9 protein-coding genes are annotated in these 15,849 nt (G+C 71.5%); all 9 read right to left on the bottom strand.

Annotated features, from left to right (window positions below; genetic code table 11):
• Positions 1 to 38 precede the first annotated feature (38 nt).
• From DC434_RS04630 to DC434_RS04590, 9 genes are read right to left on the bottom strand one after another with little or no spacing between them, the layout of a single operon-like run.
• A complete protein-coding gene (locus tag DC434_RS04630) occupies positions 39 to 4,547 on the bottom strand; it encodes an FtsK/SpoIIIE domain-containing protein (protein WP_116634136.1) in 4,509 nt (1,502 codons plus the stop codon).
• 58 nt (positions 4,548 to 4,605) lie between these two features.
• Positions 4,606 to 6,006 (bottom strand): RDD family protein, encoded by a 1,401-nt coding sequence (locus tag DC434_RS20235; RefSeq protein ID WP_207769903.1) that lies wholly within the window; start codon positions 6,004 to 6,006, stop codon positions 4,606 to 4,608.
• 1 nt (position 6,007) lies between these two features.
• Positions 6,008 to 7,639: a serine/threonine-protein kinase gene (locus tag DC434_RS04620; protein WP_116634135.1), complete on the bottom strand. Its 1,632-nt coding sequence runs from the start codon at positions 7,637 to 7,639 to the stop codon at positions 6,008 to 6,010.
• The gene (locus DC434_RS04615) at positions 7,636 to 9,027 is read right to left on the bottom strand and encodes an FHA domain-containing protein (RefSeq protein WP_116634134.1); all 1,392 of its coding nucleotides are present in this window, start codon (positions 9,025 to 9,027) and stop codon (positions 7,636 to 7,638) included. Before DC434_RS04615 ends, DC434_RS04620 begins: the two co-directional genes overlap by 4 nt.
• Complete coding sequence (locus DC434_RS04610) at positions 9,027 to 9,842, bottom strand: protein phosphatase 2C domain-containing protein (protein WP_116634133.1); 816 nt, start codon at positions 9,840 to 9,842, stop codon at positions 9,027 to 9,029. Before DC434_RS04610 ends, DC434_RS04615 begins: the two co-directional genes overlap by 1 nt.
• Positions 9,839 to 11,158 carry an RDD family protein gene (locus DC434_RS20410; RefSeq protein ID WP_116634132.1) on the bottom strand — a complete coding sequence of 440 codons (1,320 nt, stop codon included), beginning with the start codon at positions 11,156 to 11,158 and terminating at the stop codon, positions 9,839 to 9,841. The genes DC434_RS04610 and DC434_RS20410 overlap by 4 nt, the downstream gene beginning before the upstream one ends.
• On the bottom strand, positions 11,155 to 13,560 hold the full coding sequence (locus tag DC434_RS04600; protein ID WP_116634131.1) for a transglutaminase domain-containing protein: 2,406 nt from the start codon (positions 13,558 to 13,560) through the stop codon (positions 11,155 to 11,157). The genes DC434_RS20410 and DC434_RS04600 overlap by 4 nt, the downstream gene beginning before the upstream one ends.
• Positions 13,557 to 14,819: a DUF58 domain-containing protein gene (locus DC434_RS04595; RefSeq protein ID WP_116634130.1), complete on the bottom strand. Its 1,263-nt coding sequence runs from the start codon at positions 14,817 to 14,819 to the stop codon at positions 13,557 to 13,559. The genes DC434_RS04600 and DC434_RS04595 overlap by 4 nt, the downstream gene beginning before the upstream one ends.
• Positions 14,819 to 15,790, bottom strand: a complete 972-nt coding sequence (locus DC434_RS04590) for a MoxR family ATPase (protein WP_116634129.1) — start codon at positions 15,788 to 15,790, stop codon at positions 14,819 to 14,821. The genes DC434_RS04595 and DC434_RS04590 overlap by 1 nt, the downstream gene beginning before the upstream one ends.
• Positions 15,791 to 15,849 lie beyond the last annotated feature (59 nt).

Raw genomic sequence — 15,849 nt, 5'->3', positions numbered from 1 at the left:
CCCCGATGGACAAATGGGGAGCGGTGCCCATCTCGGCTCTACCCGTTCGCCGGGGCGTCGGGAACGAACGGGATCTGCATCGTGACCGTTCGCCCCGCCTGCACGAAGATGCCGCGACCGACCGGGAAGTCGGTGCGCTTGACCCGGCCGAACGGCGCCTTGAAGATCGCGTCGCCATCGTAGGTGTCGGGCTTGAGAACGATGCCCTGACGACCGGTCTTCCACTCGCCGAGCACGCCGATGCTCCCGCTGGCGCGGCTGATCTCCGCATCGGCGATCAGCATGTGGTCGCTGTTGTTCATCGCCTGCAGGAGCGCGCGCATCGGGCGGTCTGCGGGACCGTCGGCGAGGTGCGGGATGTCCTCGATCACGATCAGGATGCGGCCGCCGGAGATGTCGCTGACGACGAGCTCCGTGAGCTCGGTCGCGAGATCCTTCTCCTCCTCCGGCCGGACGGCGCTCTTCACCCACGGACGGAAGTCCTTGAGCTCGGAACGGCGCGTGCCGAAGTGGTACAACCGGATGCTCGGATCGAACCGCTCCATCGCGACGACGAGGGCCTTCAGCGTGTTCGTCTTCCCCGAGGCCGGAGGACCGGAGATCACGAACGATCCGATCGGCTCGAAGCCGTGCGCGGACAGGGTGTCGTCCGCGACGCCGAACACCGGCATCCCGTCCATCTTCGTCGGCATCTCGCTCGACAGGACCATCGTCGGCAGAGCGCCGATCTCGGGAAGATCCCGCACGCCGCTCGCGCGGAGCTTCTCGCCCAGCGCGGTGAGCGCCTTGGTCTGCTCGACCACGTTCAGCGTTCCGCCGAGCACGGCGATCTGCGCCTCGTGGCCGTCGACGATCGCGCGCCCCGGTGCCGACTGCTCGTCGAGCACGTCGCGCGGGGCGCCGAGCAGCATGTACTGGCTCGGGTCGCCCATGCGGAGCACGATGCGGCGCGAGATGTTCGCGGCGACCGCGCTGGGCACGGCGTTGCCGCGGTCGGCGGTGATGACCGTGTGCACGCCCAGCGTGCGACCCTCGCCCAGGATGCGCATGAACATGCGGTAGAACGCGTTGCGTCCCGCCGTGACCTCCCAGTCCTTCTTGAACTCGGGGTAGTTGTCGATCAGGAGCAGGATGCGCGGCATCCGCGGATCCCGCAGCTCGCGATACTCCTGCACGGACGCGGCACTGGCGGCGGAGAAGGCCGCCGCACGGCGATCCATCTCGCCGTCGAGCGTGCGCAGCAGACGCTGGATGCGCTCGACATCGGCGCCGTCGACGACCGATCCGACGTGCGGAAGCGACGCGAGCGCACCGAGTGCACCGGAGGCGAAATCGAGGCAGTAGACCTGCACGCGCCCGAGGTCCGGTCGCATGCCGGCCGCCGTCGCGATCGTCTTGAGCACGGTCGATTTGCCCGACCCCGATGTCCCGTAGATCACGAGCGAGCCGTCGCGGTCGGGGGCGAACACCGCCGACTGCTGCAGCTGCTTCTCCGGCACGTCGACGAGCGCGAGCGGGATGCGCGTGTCGCCCTCGTTCGGCAGGTCCTGCAGATCCACGAGCGGCGCCAGGTCGTCGAGCCACGGACGGCGCGGGCGCGGCAGGGCCGCGGCCTCGCTCGCCCGGATCAGCGTCGACACGATCCGCTTCTGGTCGTTGGGACCGAGGTCGGCCTCGTGGGCGTCGGAGTCGGCCGGGACATCCGGCTCCCACTCCGCGGCGGAGCCGAAGCGCAGCGGCGCCACACGCACCTCGGCAGCGGCACCGTCGTCTTCCGTGGTCCAGCCGCCCGCGTACGCCGACTGGAACGGCACGAGGCGTCCCGGTCCGGTCTTCGCGATCGCGCGGCCGGGGATGGTCGCGGGGAAGGTCGCGGCGACGCCGTCGTCGACGACGTCTCGCGAGTCCGCCTCGTCGGCCATGCGGAGGGCGATGCGGAGGTTGGTGTTGGCGCGCAGATTGTCCTTGATGACGCCGGCCGGTCGCTGGGTCGCCATGATCAGATGGATGCCGAGCGAACGGCCGCGCTGGGCGATGTCGACGACACCGTCGACGAACTCCGGCATCTCGGATGCCAGGGCGGCGAACTCGTCGATCACCAGGACGAGCGCCGGCGGGACCTCGGGATCCTGCCGCTTCTCGAGTTCGAGCAGGTCCTTCGCCTTCTTGCGGTTCAGCAGGTGCTCGCGGTGCTGCAGCTCGGCCCGGAGGCTCGTCAGGGCGCGCCGGACGAGGTGCGGGCTCAGGTCGGTCACGAGTCCGACGCAGTGCGGCAGCTCGACGCAGTCGGCGAACGCCGACCCGCCCTTGTAGTCGACGAACAGGAAGGTGACGCGGTCGGGGCTGTGCGCAGCCGCCATGCCGAGTACCCAGGCCTGCAGGAACTCGGACTTTCCGGCACCCGTCGTTCCGCCGACGAGCGCGTGCGGACCCTGGGTGCGCAGGTCGAGCGCCATGGCGTCGCTCGCGCCCTGCCCGATGATCGCGCGCAGCGTGCTCGCCTTCTTCAGGCGCGGCCTCGGGTTCGTCGAGCGGTCGACGATCGTGTTGTTCTGCCGCCAGCGCTCGATCACGACGTTCGGATCCTCGGCGATCGCCGGGTCGACGAGCTGCAGGAACATCACGGCGCCCGGGATGTCGGACGAGTCGTGCACGGCCGTGCTGGCGTCGAGCACCGGCGCCAGACGTCGTGCGAGCATGTGCATGTAGGCGTTGGACACACCCTCGACCCGCACGTGCTCGAAGTACTCGCCGTTGCGGACGAGGCCGACCCGCGCGTCCTCGAGACCCGTGGTGACGTCGATGTAGCTGCGGCATACGGCCGGCAGGGACTCCACGGTCGGCGACACGAAGACGGCGTGCACGCCGTGATCCGCGCCCCGCTCGAGGACATCGGTGAGCCGGCCGCGATCGACCGGAGCGTCGCCGCTCACGAACACGATGACGGACAGCGGCGGGGTGCCCTGGTGGTCACCGGCCGCACGCGAGACGTCGGTGCCGTAGAGGAGCGGATTCCACTCCTCCTTGAACGGTCCGCGCGGCTCGCCGCGCCCTTCGCCGGCTCGCTGCACGTACTCCTCGAGGCTGCTCAGCAGGGCGGCGCTCGTCGGAGCGGAATCAGCGAGCGCCATGTCGCGGAACGGGCTCTTCTCGCTGGAGGTGTGCGGCATCCACTTGAGCCAGTCCAGCTCGGGTGTCCAGGCCGAATCGGCGAATGCCACGGCCACCACGTCGTTCGGTGCGTGCAGCCCCAGCAGCTGCACGGCGATGCCGCGCATCGTGTCGGCGACGGGATCCTGCGGGCCCGCGATGCCGATGGATCCGGCATCCGCCATCGTGTCGAACACCGGCACGTCGTCGACGAACTCGTAGCGCTCGCGCAGCCGGTCGACGCGGTCGATGAACTCCGGCAGACCGTCGGGCACCTCGGCATCGTCGATCTTGTTGCGCGCAGGGAGCCGGCAGCTGCCGAGCCGCAGGCCGAGGAAGTTCCAGTGCTCCGGCCGCCGCGTCCACAGCATCGGTCCGAGCCGCATCGCGTGGTCGTAGATCTCCGCGACGGGCGGGGCCTCGGCGTTGCGGGCCTGCTCCTCCTCGGGCTTGCCCCGGAAGAAGTCCTCTTCGAGCTGCTCGTACTGCCGCTCGAAGAGCAGCACCTCGTGATTCTCGCTCTTCTTGCTCTGCGCCGCCTGGTTGATGATGTTGCCGAAGGCCATCAGCGGCGTCATCACGATCATCAGCAGGGATCGCGGGTTCTCGTTGAGCGCGTAGAGCGCCAGGCCCATCAGGATCGGGGCGATCATGATCGGCCACGGGAACAGCTTGCCGATCTTCTCGGTGGGCAGCCGCGGCACCTTGAAGAGGGTTCCCGGGAAGCGCACCTCGACGCGAGGGCTGCGGTTGAAGAGCAGACCGCCGCCGCGTTCGATGATCGGCTCCTCGGTCGCCGAGCCGTCGAAGGAGCGCGCGAGGCGCAGCACGAGGGTCGTGCCGCCGATGATGAAGGGCTCGCCCTCCTCGATCCGCACGCGCTGCACCGCGACGCCGTCGACGAGCACACCGTTGGCGGAGTTCAGGTCCACGACCTCGATGTGCGTGCCGACCTCGAGTCGCGCATGGCGCTTGGAGACCATCGGATCCGCGAGGACGACGTCGTTGCCCGCGTCGCGACCGAGGAAGACATGGCCGGAGGAGATCGGGAACTCCTGACCCGCGAGCGCCCCCGACGTCGCGAGCAGCACCCCGGCGACATCGCGCTGTCCCGCGAAGGAGTAGTCGGGACCGTAGTTGACGATGGATGCCGCGAAGCCGGAGCCGATCGGCGCCTCGCCGATCGGGACGTCGGGCTGCAGGGGCACGAGTCGCTCGGCGTTCGGAGGTGCGACCGCGAGAGTGAGCACATCGCCCTCGGCCACGGGGACCGATCGGGTCGGGTCCGCCGCGGCGACGTGACGGGCCACGTCAGCGGCGGTGGCGGTGGAGTCCGTCGTGATCACGATGTCGACGGGCTCGCCCTCCTGACGGTGCAGGGTCAGCTTCAGCCTCATTCGTCTCCCCCAATGCCGCTGGACTCGCCGGCGACCATCATCGTTCGTCCATGCTCGCTCACGCGCGGACCACCGCGGCCACGCGATCGCCGAGGCGGATCATGTCGCCGTCCACCGTCTGCACGGGTGTGCCGGCGGCGACGCCGTACTCGGTGCCGCCGCGGATCAGGCCCGACCCGTTCGTCGACCGGCAGTCGACGATCTCGAGGCCGCCGTCGATCGGGCGCACCAGCATGTGCGTCTTGGACAGCGACCGGCTGTCGTCGACCAGCGCGATCGGACGAGCGCCGGGATGCTCCGTCGCATCCGGGTTGCGTCCGAGGAGCACGGGTTCGGTGATCAGGATGCTCTCGCCCGTGTCGAAGCGCAGTCCGTAGCGGGCGGCGGGCGGGGGTGCGGGCGGCGCGGCCGACGCGGCCGGCGCGGCGGGCGGCGTCGCAGCGACGGGCGGCGCTGCAGGGGCGGAGGCCGGCTCGGGCGCCGGCTGAGGCACGGGAGCGGGATCAGGCGCAGGAGCCGCGGCGGGCACCGGAGCAGGAGTAGGAGGAGAAGCCGGCTGCGGCGCCGGCGCCGCGCTCGAGAGGTCCGCGCGGACCACGCGGTCCCCCTCGGGGATGCGGTATCCACCGAGCACCGGCTTTCCCGCCTCACCGGGGCCGACGTCGACGACGGGCGCAGCGGGCAGGCCGACAGACGGACGCTCGTGGGCCTCGTACGGGCGCGCGACGCCGAGCACGCCCGCGCTGACCCGGCTTCCGGGCCGGTACGAGGGCTGAGCGGCCGGGTCGATCGGCGTGGCGAGAGACGGCAGGGCGGAGCGCTCCGGTGTCGGCTCGGCCTTCACGACCTTGCGGGCGACGCGCATCCGCTTCTCATCGAAGGGGTTGAGACCCTTGCGCACGTCGACGAGCCAGATCTTCGAGGCCTTGTCGTGCAGTCCGCGACCGCGGCCCTCGGGGTCGAACGTCGGGGAGGCGAGGATGACCGCGGGGCCCAGCACCGGAACGATGCCGGCGACCACGACGAGGAGGAACCGCAGCAGGACCGCGCCGACCTTCGGTCGCTCCAGCGTCACCACGTTGATGCTGCGCAGGCCCATGAACCCCTTGCCGATGGTCCGACCCTTGAGCCCGTGCAGGAACAGCTGGACGATGAGGAAGATCAGACTGAGCAGCGTCGACGCCGCCGCCATGACCACGGCACGGACGAAGTCGGGGTGGTTGACGAACCCGTACGACGAGATCGCCCCGCTCGCGAGCTTGAGCACCAGCGGGATCGCGCCGATCCAGAGGGGCAGCTGCAGCAGCATCCAGATCGCGACATCGATCACGGCGGCGAGAGCGCGCCGGCCGAAGGGAGCGCGCAGAAGGCCGAGCGCCGCGGCGTACGCGGGGTCGGGACGTCCCTGAGCGTCGAGTCCCTCGATCGTCTGCTTCTGCTCGTCGATTTCCCAGATCATGTCAGTCGACGCACCCCCGCGCCGGCTCGGACACCCGTCCGTCGTCGCGGCGCAGCATGACATCGATGCAGACCGTACCCGCCGTCGCCGGCACCTGTGCCGCCGGCGTCTCGGACTGCTGCGGATCGACCTGACCGGAGACGTCGACGAGGCTCCAGATGAAGGTGTCGCCGTCCTGCGGGTCCTTGTTGACCCACGTGAACGCGATGAGATCGCCCTGACGCGTGCCGCTCAGCTCCGCGACCTTCGGGACGAAGTCCGAGACGACGTCCTGCGGCTCGGCGGTCTCCGTCGTCTCCACCGGAGTCTCGATGCCGGCGACCAGCACGTTCAGTCCGATGATGGTCCCCACGACGACCAGGACGGCGGCGGCGGCCGACAGCGCGATCCACAGTCCGCGCCGACTGCGCGGCGTCGCCGGGGTCGGAGCATCGCCGACGGGAGCGGCGGGAGCGGCAGCCTGCGGCGCCGGGGCAGCGGATGCCGCGGGCAGCGGCGCGACCACCATCGGCGGGCGGGCGATCGTGCGATCGTCCGGCTCGGGCGGCGCGCTCGCGGTCGGGACCCGCATCTGGGTCGCCTCGTCGACGGCGTCCACCCGGGGCGGCGAGTCGAAGCGCGGCACCTCGGGAAGGCCCGGCAGGGCGCTCTTCGGCTGCGTGGCCGCGGAGGGGCGCGTGAAGGCTGCGACATCCGGATCGATGCTGACGATCTCCCGCACGCGGGTGAGGCCGTCGCCGTCGTCGTCCAGATCCTCCGCGGTCGGGTGGTCGTCGACGATGTCGATCGGCGTCACCGAGTGCGAGAGCTCGATCTGCACCTTCTGCAGCGCGCGCGCGAACGCCACCGCGCTGGGGTAGCGGTCATCGGGGTTCTTCGCCATCGCGCGCTCGAGCACGCGCTGCAGGCTCTCCGGGGAGTCCGGACGCCCCAGCGACGTGAGGGCCGCGCGCTCGATCCGCTCGATGAGGTCGGCGCTGGAGTTGCGCTCACCGGGCCGCTCGAAGGGCGAGCGTCCGGCGAGCAGGGTGTAGATCGTCGCGCCGAGAGCCCACACGTCGGTGCGCGGGCCGCTCGACGGCGACTCGGCGAACGACTCGGGCGGCGACCACGGGATCGACATGCCGGATGCCTCGCCGGTGGCGCCGGTCGTCGAGGCGATGCCGAAGTCGGTCAGCGCCGGTCGGTTGTACGCCGTGACGAGGATGTTGGCCGGCTTGATGTCGCGGTGCAGCACGCCGGCGCGGTGCGCGGTCTCGACCGCACCGGCGACCTGCACGCCGACGCGCAGCGCCTCGGCCACCGAGAACGACTCGCGGCGCGCGCGCAGCTGGAGGTTCGGCCGGGGGCAGTACTCCATGACGAGGTACGGCCGACCGTCGCCCGCGACGCCCGCCTGATAGATCGTGACGATCGCGGGATGCGTCGACAGCATCGCCATGACGTTCGCCTCATCGGCGAACTCCTGCGCGGCGCCGCTCGAGATCCGATCGGCGAGCAGCACCTTGACCGCCACCTGGCGACGCGGCATCTCCTGCTCGTACAGGAAGACGTCGGCGAAGCCGCCCGTGCCGAGCGGTTCGAGGTAGCGGAACCCGGGGAGCTGGGGAGGTGGAGAGGGAGGACGACTCACGGCAGGTCCTCGAACGCGACTTTCACGCCGTCGCCGAGATCCACCACGTCGCCGGACAGCACGAGCGTCTGCTCCCCGGGGTGCAGGCGGATCGGGTCGGCGCCGGGCCGCAGCAGGGTCGACCCGTTCGTGGTGTGCAGGTCGATGACGACGACGGTGTCGCCCTCCGGCCTGATCTCGAGGTGGCTGCGGGAGATGTCCTGCTGCGGGCTCTCGACGGCGATGAGATGCGGGAGGTTCGCGCCGCTGGCCCGCGTCGAGCGCGGACGGCGACCGATGATGACCGTGCGATCGAGCGCGACGACCTGGCCCGTGGACACGCGGATCCGACCGGTCGCCCCTGCCGCGACGCTCTCCACCGGGATCACCGCGGTCGCCACGTCGTCGGCGACCGGAGGCTGCTGACGCATGGCTCGCAGCTCCGCCGCGGAGATGGTCGCCCCGTCGTGGTCGCCCTGGATCGCGGCCGGGATCACCGGGGCTGCGGCGGCCGGCGCGGAGTGCACCGTGGCACCCCAGAGCTGGTCGAAGTCCTCGGTGGACGGCGCGAGCGTGACCTCGGTCGGCACGATCGTGGCGCCATCGACCGCCGGTGCCGCTTCCGGCTCGGCGACCGGCTCGCTCGGGTCGTCGCCGGGTGCCTCGGGGACATCCTCCACGACCGGCTCTGCCTCGGCATCCGGCTCTGACTCGGCCTCTTCCTCGACCGGCGACTCCGCCTCGACGGGTGCGGGCGGAGCATCCGTCACCAGGGGCTCGACGTCGATCGGCGCGGGCGCGGGGAGCGCGTCCGGCGCGGAGTCGACGGATGCCGCCGCCGGAACGGCCGCGGCGAAGTTCGCGATCGACGGACCCGGGGTGCCGGTCAGGGCGGCGGCGGACGCGCCCGCCTCCTCGATCTCGATGATCGGGACCGGTCCGAGGACGCCCGTGAGCGGACGGTCGTCGCCGGACTCGAGCTCCGCGCTCACGGCCGCGGCGCGCACGACGCCGCTCTGCACGGGAAGCGCGGCCTCGCTCTCCACGGCCTCGACCGTGACCTCGACGCGCGATGCGCCGCCCACGAAGCGCTCGCTCCACGTCGTGACCTCGGCGCCGGAGAACTCGCGCGACTCGGTGCCCGAGCTCACGCGGGCGCTGACGCCACCGCGCAGCGCGATGCGGATGTCGGTCCCTTCGGCCACGGCGGCCACGAACGGAGGTAGCGAGGTGAAGTCCCCGCCGGCACGCGCGGTGAGGACGTCGACGACCGTCGCGAGCGTCTTGCTCTCCGGCATCCGCTCCCACAGCCGCGCCACGACATCTCCCGGCACATCCGGCGGCAGCGCCACGAGGGCGCCCGGCATCACGATCAGGTACCACTGTCCCGGTCGGTAGATCGTCTGCATCAGCGAACCCCTCCTGCTGCGGCCTCACGCGGACGCGTGTCCATGTCGATGTCCGAGTCCGTCTCCAGGAGCGTCCCCGGTCGCGAGGCGACCGAGACCGCATCCACGACGACCACGGTGATGTTGTCCCTGCCTCCGGCGGTGACGGCGTCGTCGACGAGCATGTCGGCCGCCTTCTGCGGGTCGGGGGTGTTCTGCAGCACCTCGCGGATCCGGGCGTCGGAGACCTCGGACGTGAGCCCGTCGGAGCAGACCATGATCCGGTCGCCGAGCTCGGCGGGGAACAGCCAGTAGTCGGCGTCTCCCGTGCTGCTGGCCCCGATGGCGCGGGTGATGATGTTGCGCCGCCGATCGGTCGCGGCATCCTCGACGGTGATCTCGCCCGCCTCGATCAGCTCCTGCACGACCGAGTGGTCCACGCTGATCTGCTCGAGCTCTCCGTCGGCCAGGCGATAGGTGCGCGAGTCGCCGATGTTGACGGCCAGCCAGTACCCCATGCCGTCGACCGAGGCGATCACGACGCCGCTGAGCGTGGTGCCGGCGCGGCCGTTGCCCGAGGTCGACAGCTCCTCGACGCTCGCCCTGGCCCGTGACAGGGCCAGCCGCACGTCGTCGAGCTCGAGCGACGCGCGTCCGACGGAGCTCGAGAACTCCGCGATGACCGCCGCGCTCGCGCGCTCCCCCGCCTCGTGACCGCCCATGCCGTCGGCGACCACGAACACCGGGGCGCTCGCGAGGTGCGCGTCCTCGTTCAGGGCTCGGCGAAGACCGGGGTGCGTCGCCGACCCCGTCGAGACGATGAGCGCGGGCCTCACGCGTAGCCGCCGATCGTGACGATGCGGTCGCCGATCTCGATGGCGTCGCCCAGGCGCACCGGGACGCGCTGTCCGGCGGGGCACGCGATCCGCTGCCCGTCGCGGACGAGGGTCATCCCGTTCGTGGAGTGCCGATCCAGCACCCAGCCGCCGGACGACTCCGCCGCCGCCTCGAAATGCGTCTTCGAGAGCGAGAGGGTCTCGTCGCGCACGGGCACGACGACCGCGCCGTCCTCGGCTGCGGGGTTCCGGCCGAAGATCGTGCGCCGCGACACCGAGACGCGGGTCCCGTCGTCCCAGGTGAACACGAGACGGTGCCCGGGGATGCTGATCCGGGTGTCCTCGATGTCCTCGGGCTCGGCGACGAGCGCAGGCGCGGGCGGCACGACGGGCGCGGGCGGTGCCGGCGGGACCTCCGCCACGGACGGGGCCGGCGGCACGGACGGCGCAGGCGGCACGGGCGGTGCGGCTGCGGGCGGCACCGCGGGAGCCGGCGGCGCCACGGGTCGCGCCGGGGAGTACCCCTGCACGGTCGCGTCGAGCTCGGAGACGGCCTCCGGCTGCGGCGCGGGCGTCACGCGAGGCGGCGGAGCATCCTGGGTGATGCCCGGGACGAAGGCGATCAGCGAGCCGTCGTCGGATGCCGGGGCCGCAGGACGCGACACCGACGCCGGGATCACGGGCTGCACGGGGAACGCCGGCGCCGCGGTAAGCGACGGGGCGACCACCGGCTGCGCGGGAGCCGGTGTCACGGGCTGCGCCGTCGGATGCGGGATGCCGGGGATCGCCGGGGCGGCGGGGCGCGGCGGCTCCGCCGAGAGCCCGGGCGCGACGGCAGCGGCAGCGGAGGCAGCGGTCGGTGCCGATGCTCGCGCATCGAGCATCAGGGAGCCGGCGACCTTGTCGTGCCAGCCCTGGAAGCGGCCGGAACCGTCGAACAGCGGCGTGAAGTAGCCCACCACGATCGAGCCGGCCAGGCCGAAGATGATGTTGCGCAGCAGCGTGCGACCGAAGCCCAGCGGGCCCTGATCCTTGGCGGAGACGAGGCGCAGACCCTGCGCGCGCATGCCGATGGATCCGTTGCCCGCCTGCATGAGCGTGTAGACGACGAACCAGCCGAGCAGCAGCAGCGAGACGATCGGTCCGCCGATGAGCAGCGTGGTCAGCATGCCCTCGAGGCCGCCCGCGAGGCTGGCGGTGATGAGCAGCGCGCCGCCGAGCACCACGGAGAGGCCGGCCGCGATGAGCGCGTCAATGAGATAGCCGATCGCGCGGCGGGAGATCGGCGCGATCTGTGCGAACGCGGGCTGCGTCATGGTGTCTCGCTCTCGGGTGCGGCGGGAGTGCTGGTGCTGCTGCTGCTCTCGATCGTGCCAGGTTCGCGCCGCACGCGCGCGGTCGCCGCCTCACGGAGTCCCTGGAGACCGGTCGAGAGGGCGCTGCCGCCCAGCAGCGACCGGAGGCTCAGCCGGGCCTTCGTGCGCTTCCAGAACCCGGCGTCCTCCCCCAGGCCGCCGACGATCGTGTCGACCTCGCTCCAGAACGCCTCGACGTCCTCGGGCGTCGGGTCGGTGGGTCCGAAGACGTCGGCGTCGGCACGGTGCGCGAGGTCCGCGACACGCGGCACGGCGAGCGTCGCCACCACGGCGGCGGCCTCCTCCGGCCGCGTCCCGCCCGGTGTCAGGCGTGCGCCGTAGTCGACGGCGCGGTCCGTGAGCTCGTCCCAACCTCCGCTGATCCGGTCGGCGGTGCGAGCGGCGGCGCGGCGCGAGCGGCGCTTGGCGGCCTTCCACGCCCCGATCACGATGAACGGCGACATCAGCAGCGCGATGATCCCGAGCGAGATCCCGCCGATCAGCAGGATCGCGCCGATGATGCCGGCGAGGTTGAGGTTCTCATCCTCCGACTCGCGGTCATCCGGCAGCGTCGGGGGCAGGTCGACGGGCTCCTGCGGAGGAGGCGGCGGCTGCAGCACCTGCGGCTTCGGGTCGACGCGCGGCTTGGTGTTCTGGTCGTTGGGGACCTGGTCCTCGGGCGGCGTCGGGTTGAACGGAAGCCAGCCGAACCCCTTGAAGTTGACCTCGACCCAGGCGTGCACGTTGTCGCCGGTCGCGGTGAAGACGGGCTCGCCGTCCTGCTCGTCGTCGGGGTAGTAGCCCATGACGACGCGGACGGGGATGCCGATCTCACCGGCGAGGAGCGCCATGGCGACGGCGTACTGCTCGTCGTCGCCGATCATCTGGTCGCCGCCGATGAGCGTGGTGATGCGTTCGGACGTGTGGCCGGCGCGGGACAGCACCTCGCCCTCGAGCCCGTGACTGAAGAAGCCGCCCTCCGCGAGGAAGGTCTCGAGCGCGCGCACCTGCTCGATCGGCGACTCCGCGCTCGACACCGTCTCCGCCGCGAGCGCGGTGAGCTCCTCCGGCACGTTGCTCTGCTTCGGCAGCGTGACCGTTCCGAAGTCCACGTCGGCCAGCCGGTCGTCATCGGGCATGTTCGGGATGACGGCGTCGACCGAGTACTCGTCGCCCTTGCGCAGCTTCGGGGTCGCGACGGCGGTCCCGGTCGCGGTGTTGACGTAGGTTCCGCGGCGCAGCTCCTCGGCGCGGTCGCCGGTGAAGCGGATCTCGGACAGCACCCCGGCCGTCGGCATCCACACGGCGTCGTATTCGTCGACCGCGATGTTGAGCGTCACGGGCACGCCCTCGGCGTCCGGGGACATGTTGGAGCGCAGCGGCGAGAAGGCACTCGAGGAGGTCGGTCCGCCGTCGGTGACGTTGTAGACCATGCCGTCGTACTGGTCCATGACGGCGGTGCGGATACGCGCCCCCTTGGGGAGCCCCTGCACCGTGAAGAGCGTCTCGTCGACCTCGTCGCGCACGTTCTTGCGGAACGCCTGGAGCGGGCTCGGGTAGTCGCGGATGTTGAACGGGGGGATGATCACGTCACGGAACACGTGCCGGGGCTCGGTCGGAGCGGCGATCGCGCTGGTCGCGACGCCCGCGCCGCCGGCCACGGCGAGCACCGCGACGCCGGCGAGCAGTCGACGCAGGCGCATGTGCGCGGCGCGCGAGGGATCGACCTCGCTGACCGAGACGGCCATGTTCTGCGGGGCCCAGATCTGACGGAGGGCGAGCCAGGCGATGCTGACGATCGCGAAGACGAGACCCTGCACGATCGGGAACGCCGGCTGCGGGGTGCCGAGCGCGATGACGAGCATCAGCGCCGCGCCGGCGGGCAGCAGCGCCCAGGCCACCTGCGGCAGCCGCAGGGCGAGGGATGCCGTGACGGTCGTGACCACGAGCGCCAGCAGGAACGGGACGATCAGATGTCCGTCGGCCGCGGCGACGGGCGCCACGGTCGTGAGGAGCTGCTTCCAGGCCGTGACCGTTCCCACGGCCAGTCGCTGCAGCGTGTCGAGGGTCGGGATGACGCCGACGATCGCGGTGTGCGGGAGGGCGAATGCGCCGCCGAACACGAAGTAGGCGGCCACGGTGAGACCGGCGATGAGGAGGATGCCCCAGCGACGCCAGGCCGCGACGCCCGCGATCGCGAGGCCGATGACGATGCCGCCGACGACGGCGGGGATGAACGACGGGCCCGCGAACGTCGGCCAGAAGCCGACGAGCGCGACGGCGACGAGCAGAGCGGTCGCACCGAGGTCGAGGCCCCAGCGGCGCACGGAGATCGCAGCGGGTTCGGTGGCTGGCGCTGTCATGCGAGGACCTTCTGCAGGGCGAGCGGGATCTGGTCGAGCGCGCCGATCGTGACGACGTCGGCGTCGCCGATGCGGCGCAGAGCCGGGGCCTGAGCGGACGTGTCGGCGACAACCGCGAGCGCGCGAGCCCCGAACGGCAGACGTGAGCAGGCCAACCGCAGGTCGTCGGAGCGTACCTTCGATCCGCACACCAGCACCACGACGCTCGCCAGCGGCATCGTGGCGGAGAGGACACCGGCGAGTTCGGCGATGCCGCCGTCGCGCGGCTTGCTGTTCTCGACCGCCGACAACGAGTCGAGCAGCTGCTTGCCGGTTCCGGCGGGCAGCTCGCGTCCCTGCACGCGCATGTCCACGCGCTGCGAGTCGCGGAGCGCGCGGAGGCCGATCGAACCCGCCGCCGAGATCGCGAGCTCGAAGTCGTCGGCCGAGGCGTAGTCGCCGCTCGATCGCGACAGGCCGATCACGAAGTGCGACCGGCGGGTCTCCTCGTACTGACGGACCATCATCGTGCCGGTGCGGGCCGTGGACTTCCAGTGCACGTGGCGCAGGTCGTCACCCGGCTGGTACTCGAGGAGGGCGTGGAACGACACGTCGTCGCGGGACAGGTCGGCGGCGGGCATGCCTTCGAGGTCGCGCAGGTAGCCGAGCGACTGCCCGTCGAACAGCACGGTGCGCGGGTGGACGAACAGATCGACCGGCTCGTCGCGCCGATGCGCACGCTCGAACAGGCCGAGCGGATCGCCGCGCACGACGCTCACCGGACCGACCTTCACCACACCGCGCTTCTGGGTGGGGATCGCGAAGAGCTCCTCCGCCTCCTCGCCGGGGGCGAGACGCTGGATGCCGAACTCGCCGCGCCCGGAGCCGACCGGGAGCACGATGCGCGACGGGAGGATGGCTCGCGTGCCGCGGTTCGCCAGGGTCAGCGCGCCGACCGCGCGCTCGCCCACGACCACGCGCGTGCGCGCGAGGTCGAGCGACACGTCGTAGGCGGTGCGCCCGATCAGGAAGAGGGCGCAGAGCGCCACCGTGATCGCGATGACGATCGCGGCGACGGTGAACTCCGACCAGCCGGCGATGCGCCCGAGGATCCAGAAGCCGACGGCGAGGGCCATCAGCACCCAGGCGAGCGGACGGATGGCCGAGGCGATGATGCGGAGACGTGTCAGGACGCGCGCGCCGATGACGGCCGCGACGTCACGCCAGCCGGCGTCGCGATCCGTCTGCGCCGCCGGCGCCGAGAGTGCCTCCGTGGTCATCAGGCCGCCGTTCGCGCCTGGGGTGCGGCGATCCCGTCGAGCACGCGGGCGATCACGGTGTCGCTGCTGGTACCGGCGAACTCGGCCTCGGCGTCGAGGAGCAGACGGTGCTGCCACACCGGCCGTGCGAGGGCCTTGATGTCGTCGGGCAGCACGAAGTGACGGCCGTGCGCTGCCGCCCAGACCTTCGCGATGCGGATCATGGCGATCGCGCCGCGCACCGAGACGCCCAGGCGGATCGCGGAGTCGTTGCGGGTGGCCTCGGAGAGCTCCGCCACGTAGCGGAGCACGGCGGGCTCGACGTGCACGGATGCCGCGAGGTCAGCCATGTCGGCGACCGCGCTCGTCGTGATGATCGCGCCCAGGCCGGCCGACGGGTTGCGATCGGATGCTCCGGCCAGGATGCTCTCGGTCACCGCGAGGTCGGGGTAGCCGATCGACGTCTTGATGAGGAAGCGGTCGAGCTGCGCCTCGGGCAGCTTGTACGTTCCGGCCTGCTCGATCGGGTTCTGCGTCGCGATCACGAGGAACGGGCGTCCGGTCTCGTGCGTGACGCCGTCGACCGTGACCCGGGATTCCTCCATGACCTCGAGCAGCGCGGACTGCGTCTTCGGCGAGGCGCGGTTGATCTCGTCGGCGAGCACGATCGACGCGAAGATCGGCCCCTTGTGGAACTCGAAGCGGTGCGACTGCTGGTCGTAGATCGTGACGCCGGTGACGTCGGACGGCAGCAGGTCGGGCGTGAACTGGATGCGGGCGCTCGTGCCCTGCACGGTCGCGGCCAGCGCCTTGGCGAGGCTGGTCTTCCCTGTTCCGGGGGCGTCCTCGAGGAGGACGTGCCCCTCGGCGAGCATCGACGCCAGCACGAGGCCGACGATCTCGCGCTTGCCCTGCACGGCCTTGTCGATGTTGTCCACGAGGCGCGTGAAGGTTCCCTGGAACCAGGCGGCCTGTTCGGGGGTCATGCTCATGTGGGTTCTGCTTCCTCTGGGGGTGACGATTTCCTCTGGGGGCGACGATGGGTCGAGCG

Source organism: Microbacterium sp. TPD7012, assembly GCF_003075395.1.
In the GTDB taxonomy this organism is placed as follows: domain Bacteria; phylum Actinomycetota; class Actinomycetes; order Actinomycetales; family Microbacteriaceae; genus Microbacterium.
This window is presented reverse-complemented; position numbering and strand designations above follow the sequence as displayed.

Excerpts from the sequence above, each read along its gene's own strand:
- DC434_RS04615 (WP_116634134.1), bottom strand. The coding sequence starts at position 9,027 with ATGCAGACGATCTACCGACCGGGACAGTGGTACCTGATCGTGATGCCG.
- DC434_RS04630 (WP_116634136.1), bottom strand. The coding sequence starts at position 4,547 with ATGAGGCTGAAGCTGACCCTGCACCGTCAGGAGGGCGAGCCCGTCGAC.
- DC434_RS04595 (WP_116634130.1), bottom strand. The coding sequence starts at position 14,819 with ATGACCACGGAGGCACTCTCGGCGCCGGCGGCGCAGACGGATCGCGAC.
- DC434_RS04590 (WP_116634129.1), bottom strand. The coding sequence starts at position 15,790 with ATGAGCATGACCCCCGAACAGGCCGCCTGGTTCCAGGGAACCTTCACG.
- DC434_RS20410 (WP_116634132.1), bottom strand. The coding sequence starts at position 11,158 with ATGACGCAGCCCGCGTTCGCACAGATCGCGCCGATCTCCCGCCGCGCG.
- DC434_RS20235 (WP_207769903.1), bottom strand. The coding sequence starts at position 6,006 with ATGATCTGGGAAATCGACGAGCAGAAGCAGACGATCGAGGGACTCGAC.
- DC434_RS04600 (WP_116634131.1), bottom strand. The coding sequence starts at position 13,560 with ATGACAGCGCCAGCCACCGAACCCGCTGCGATCTCCGTGCGCCGCTGG.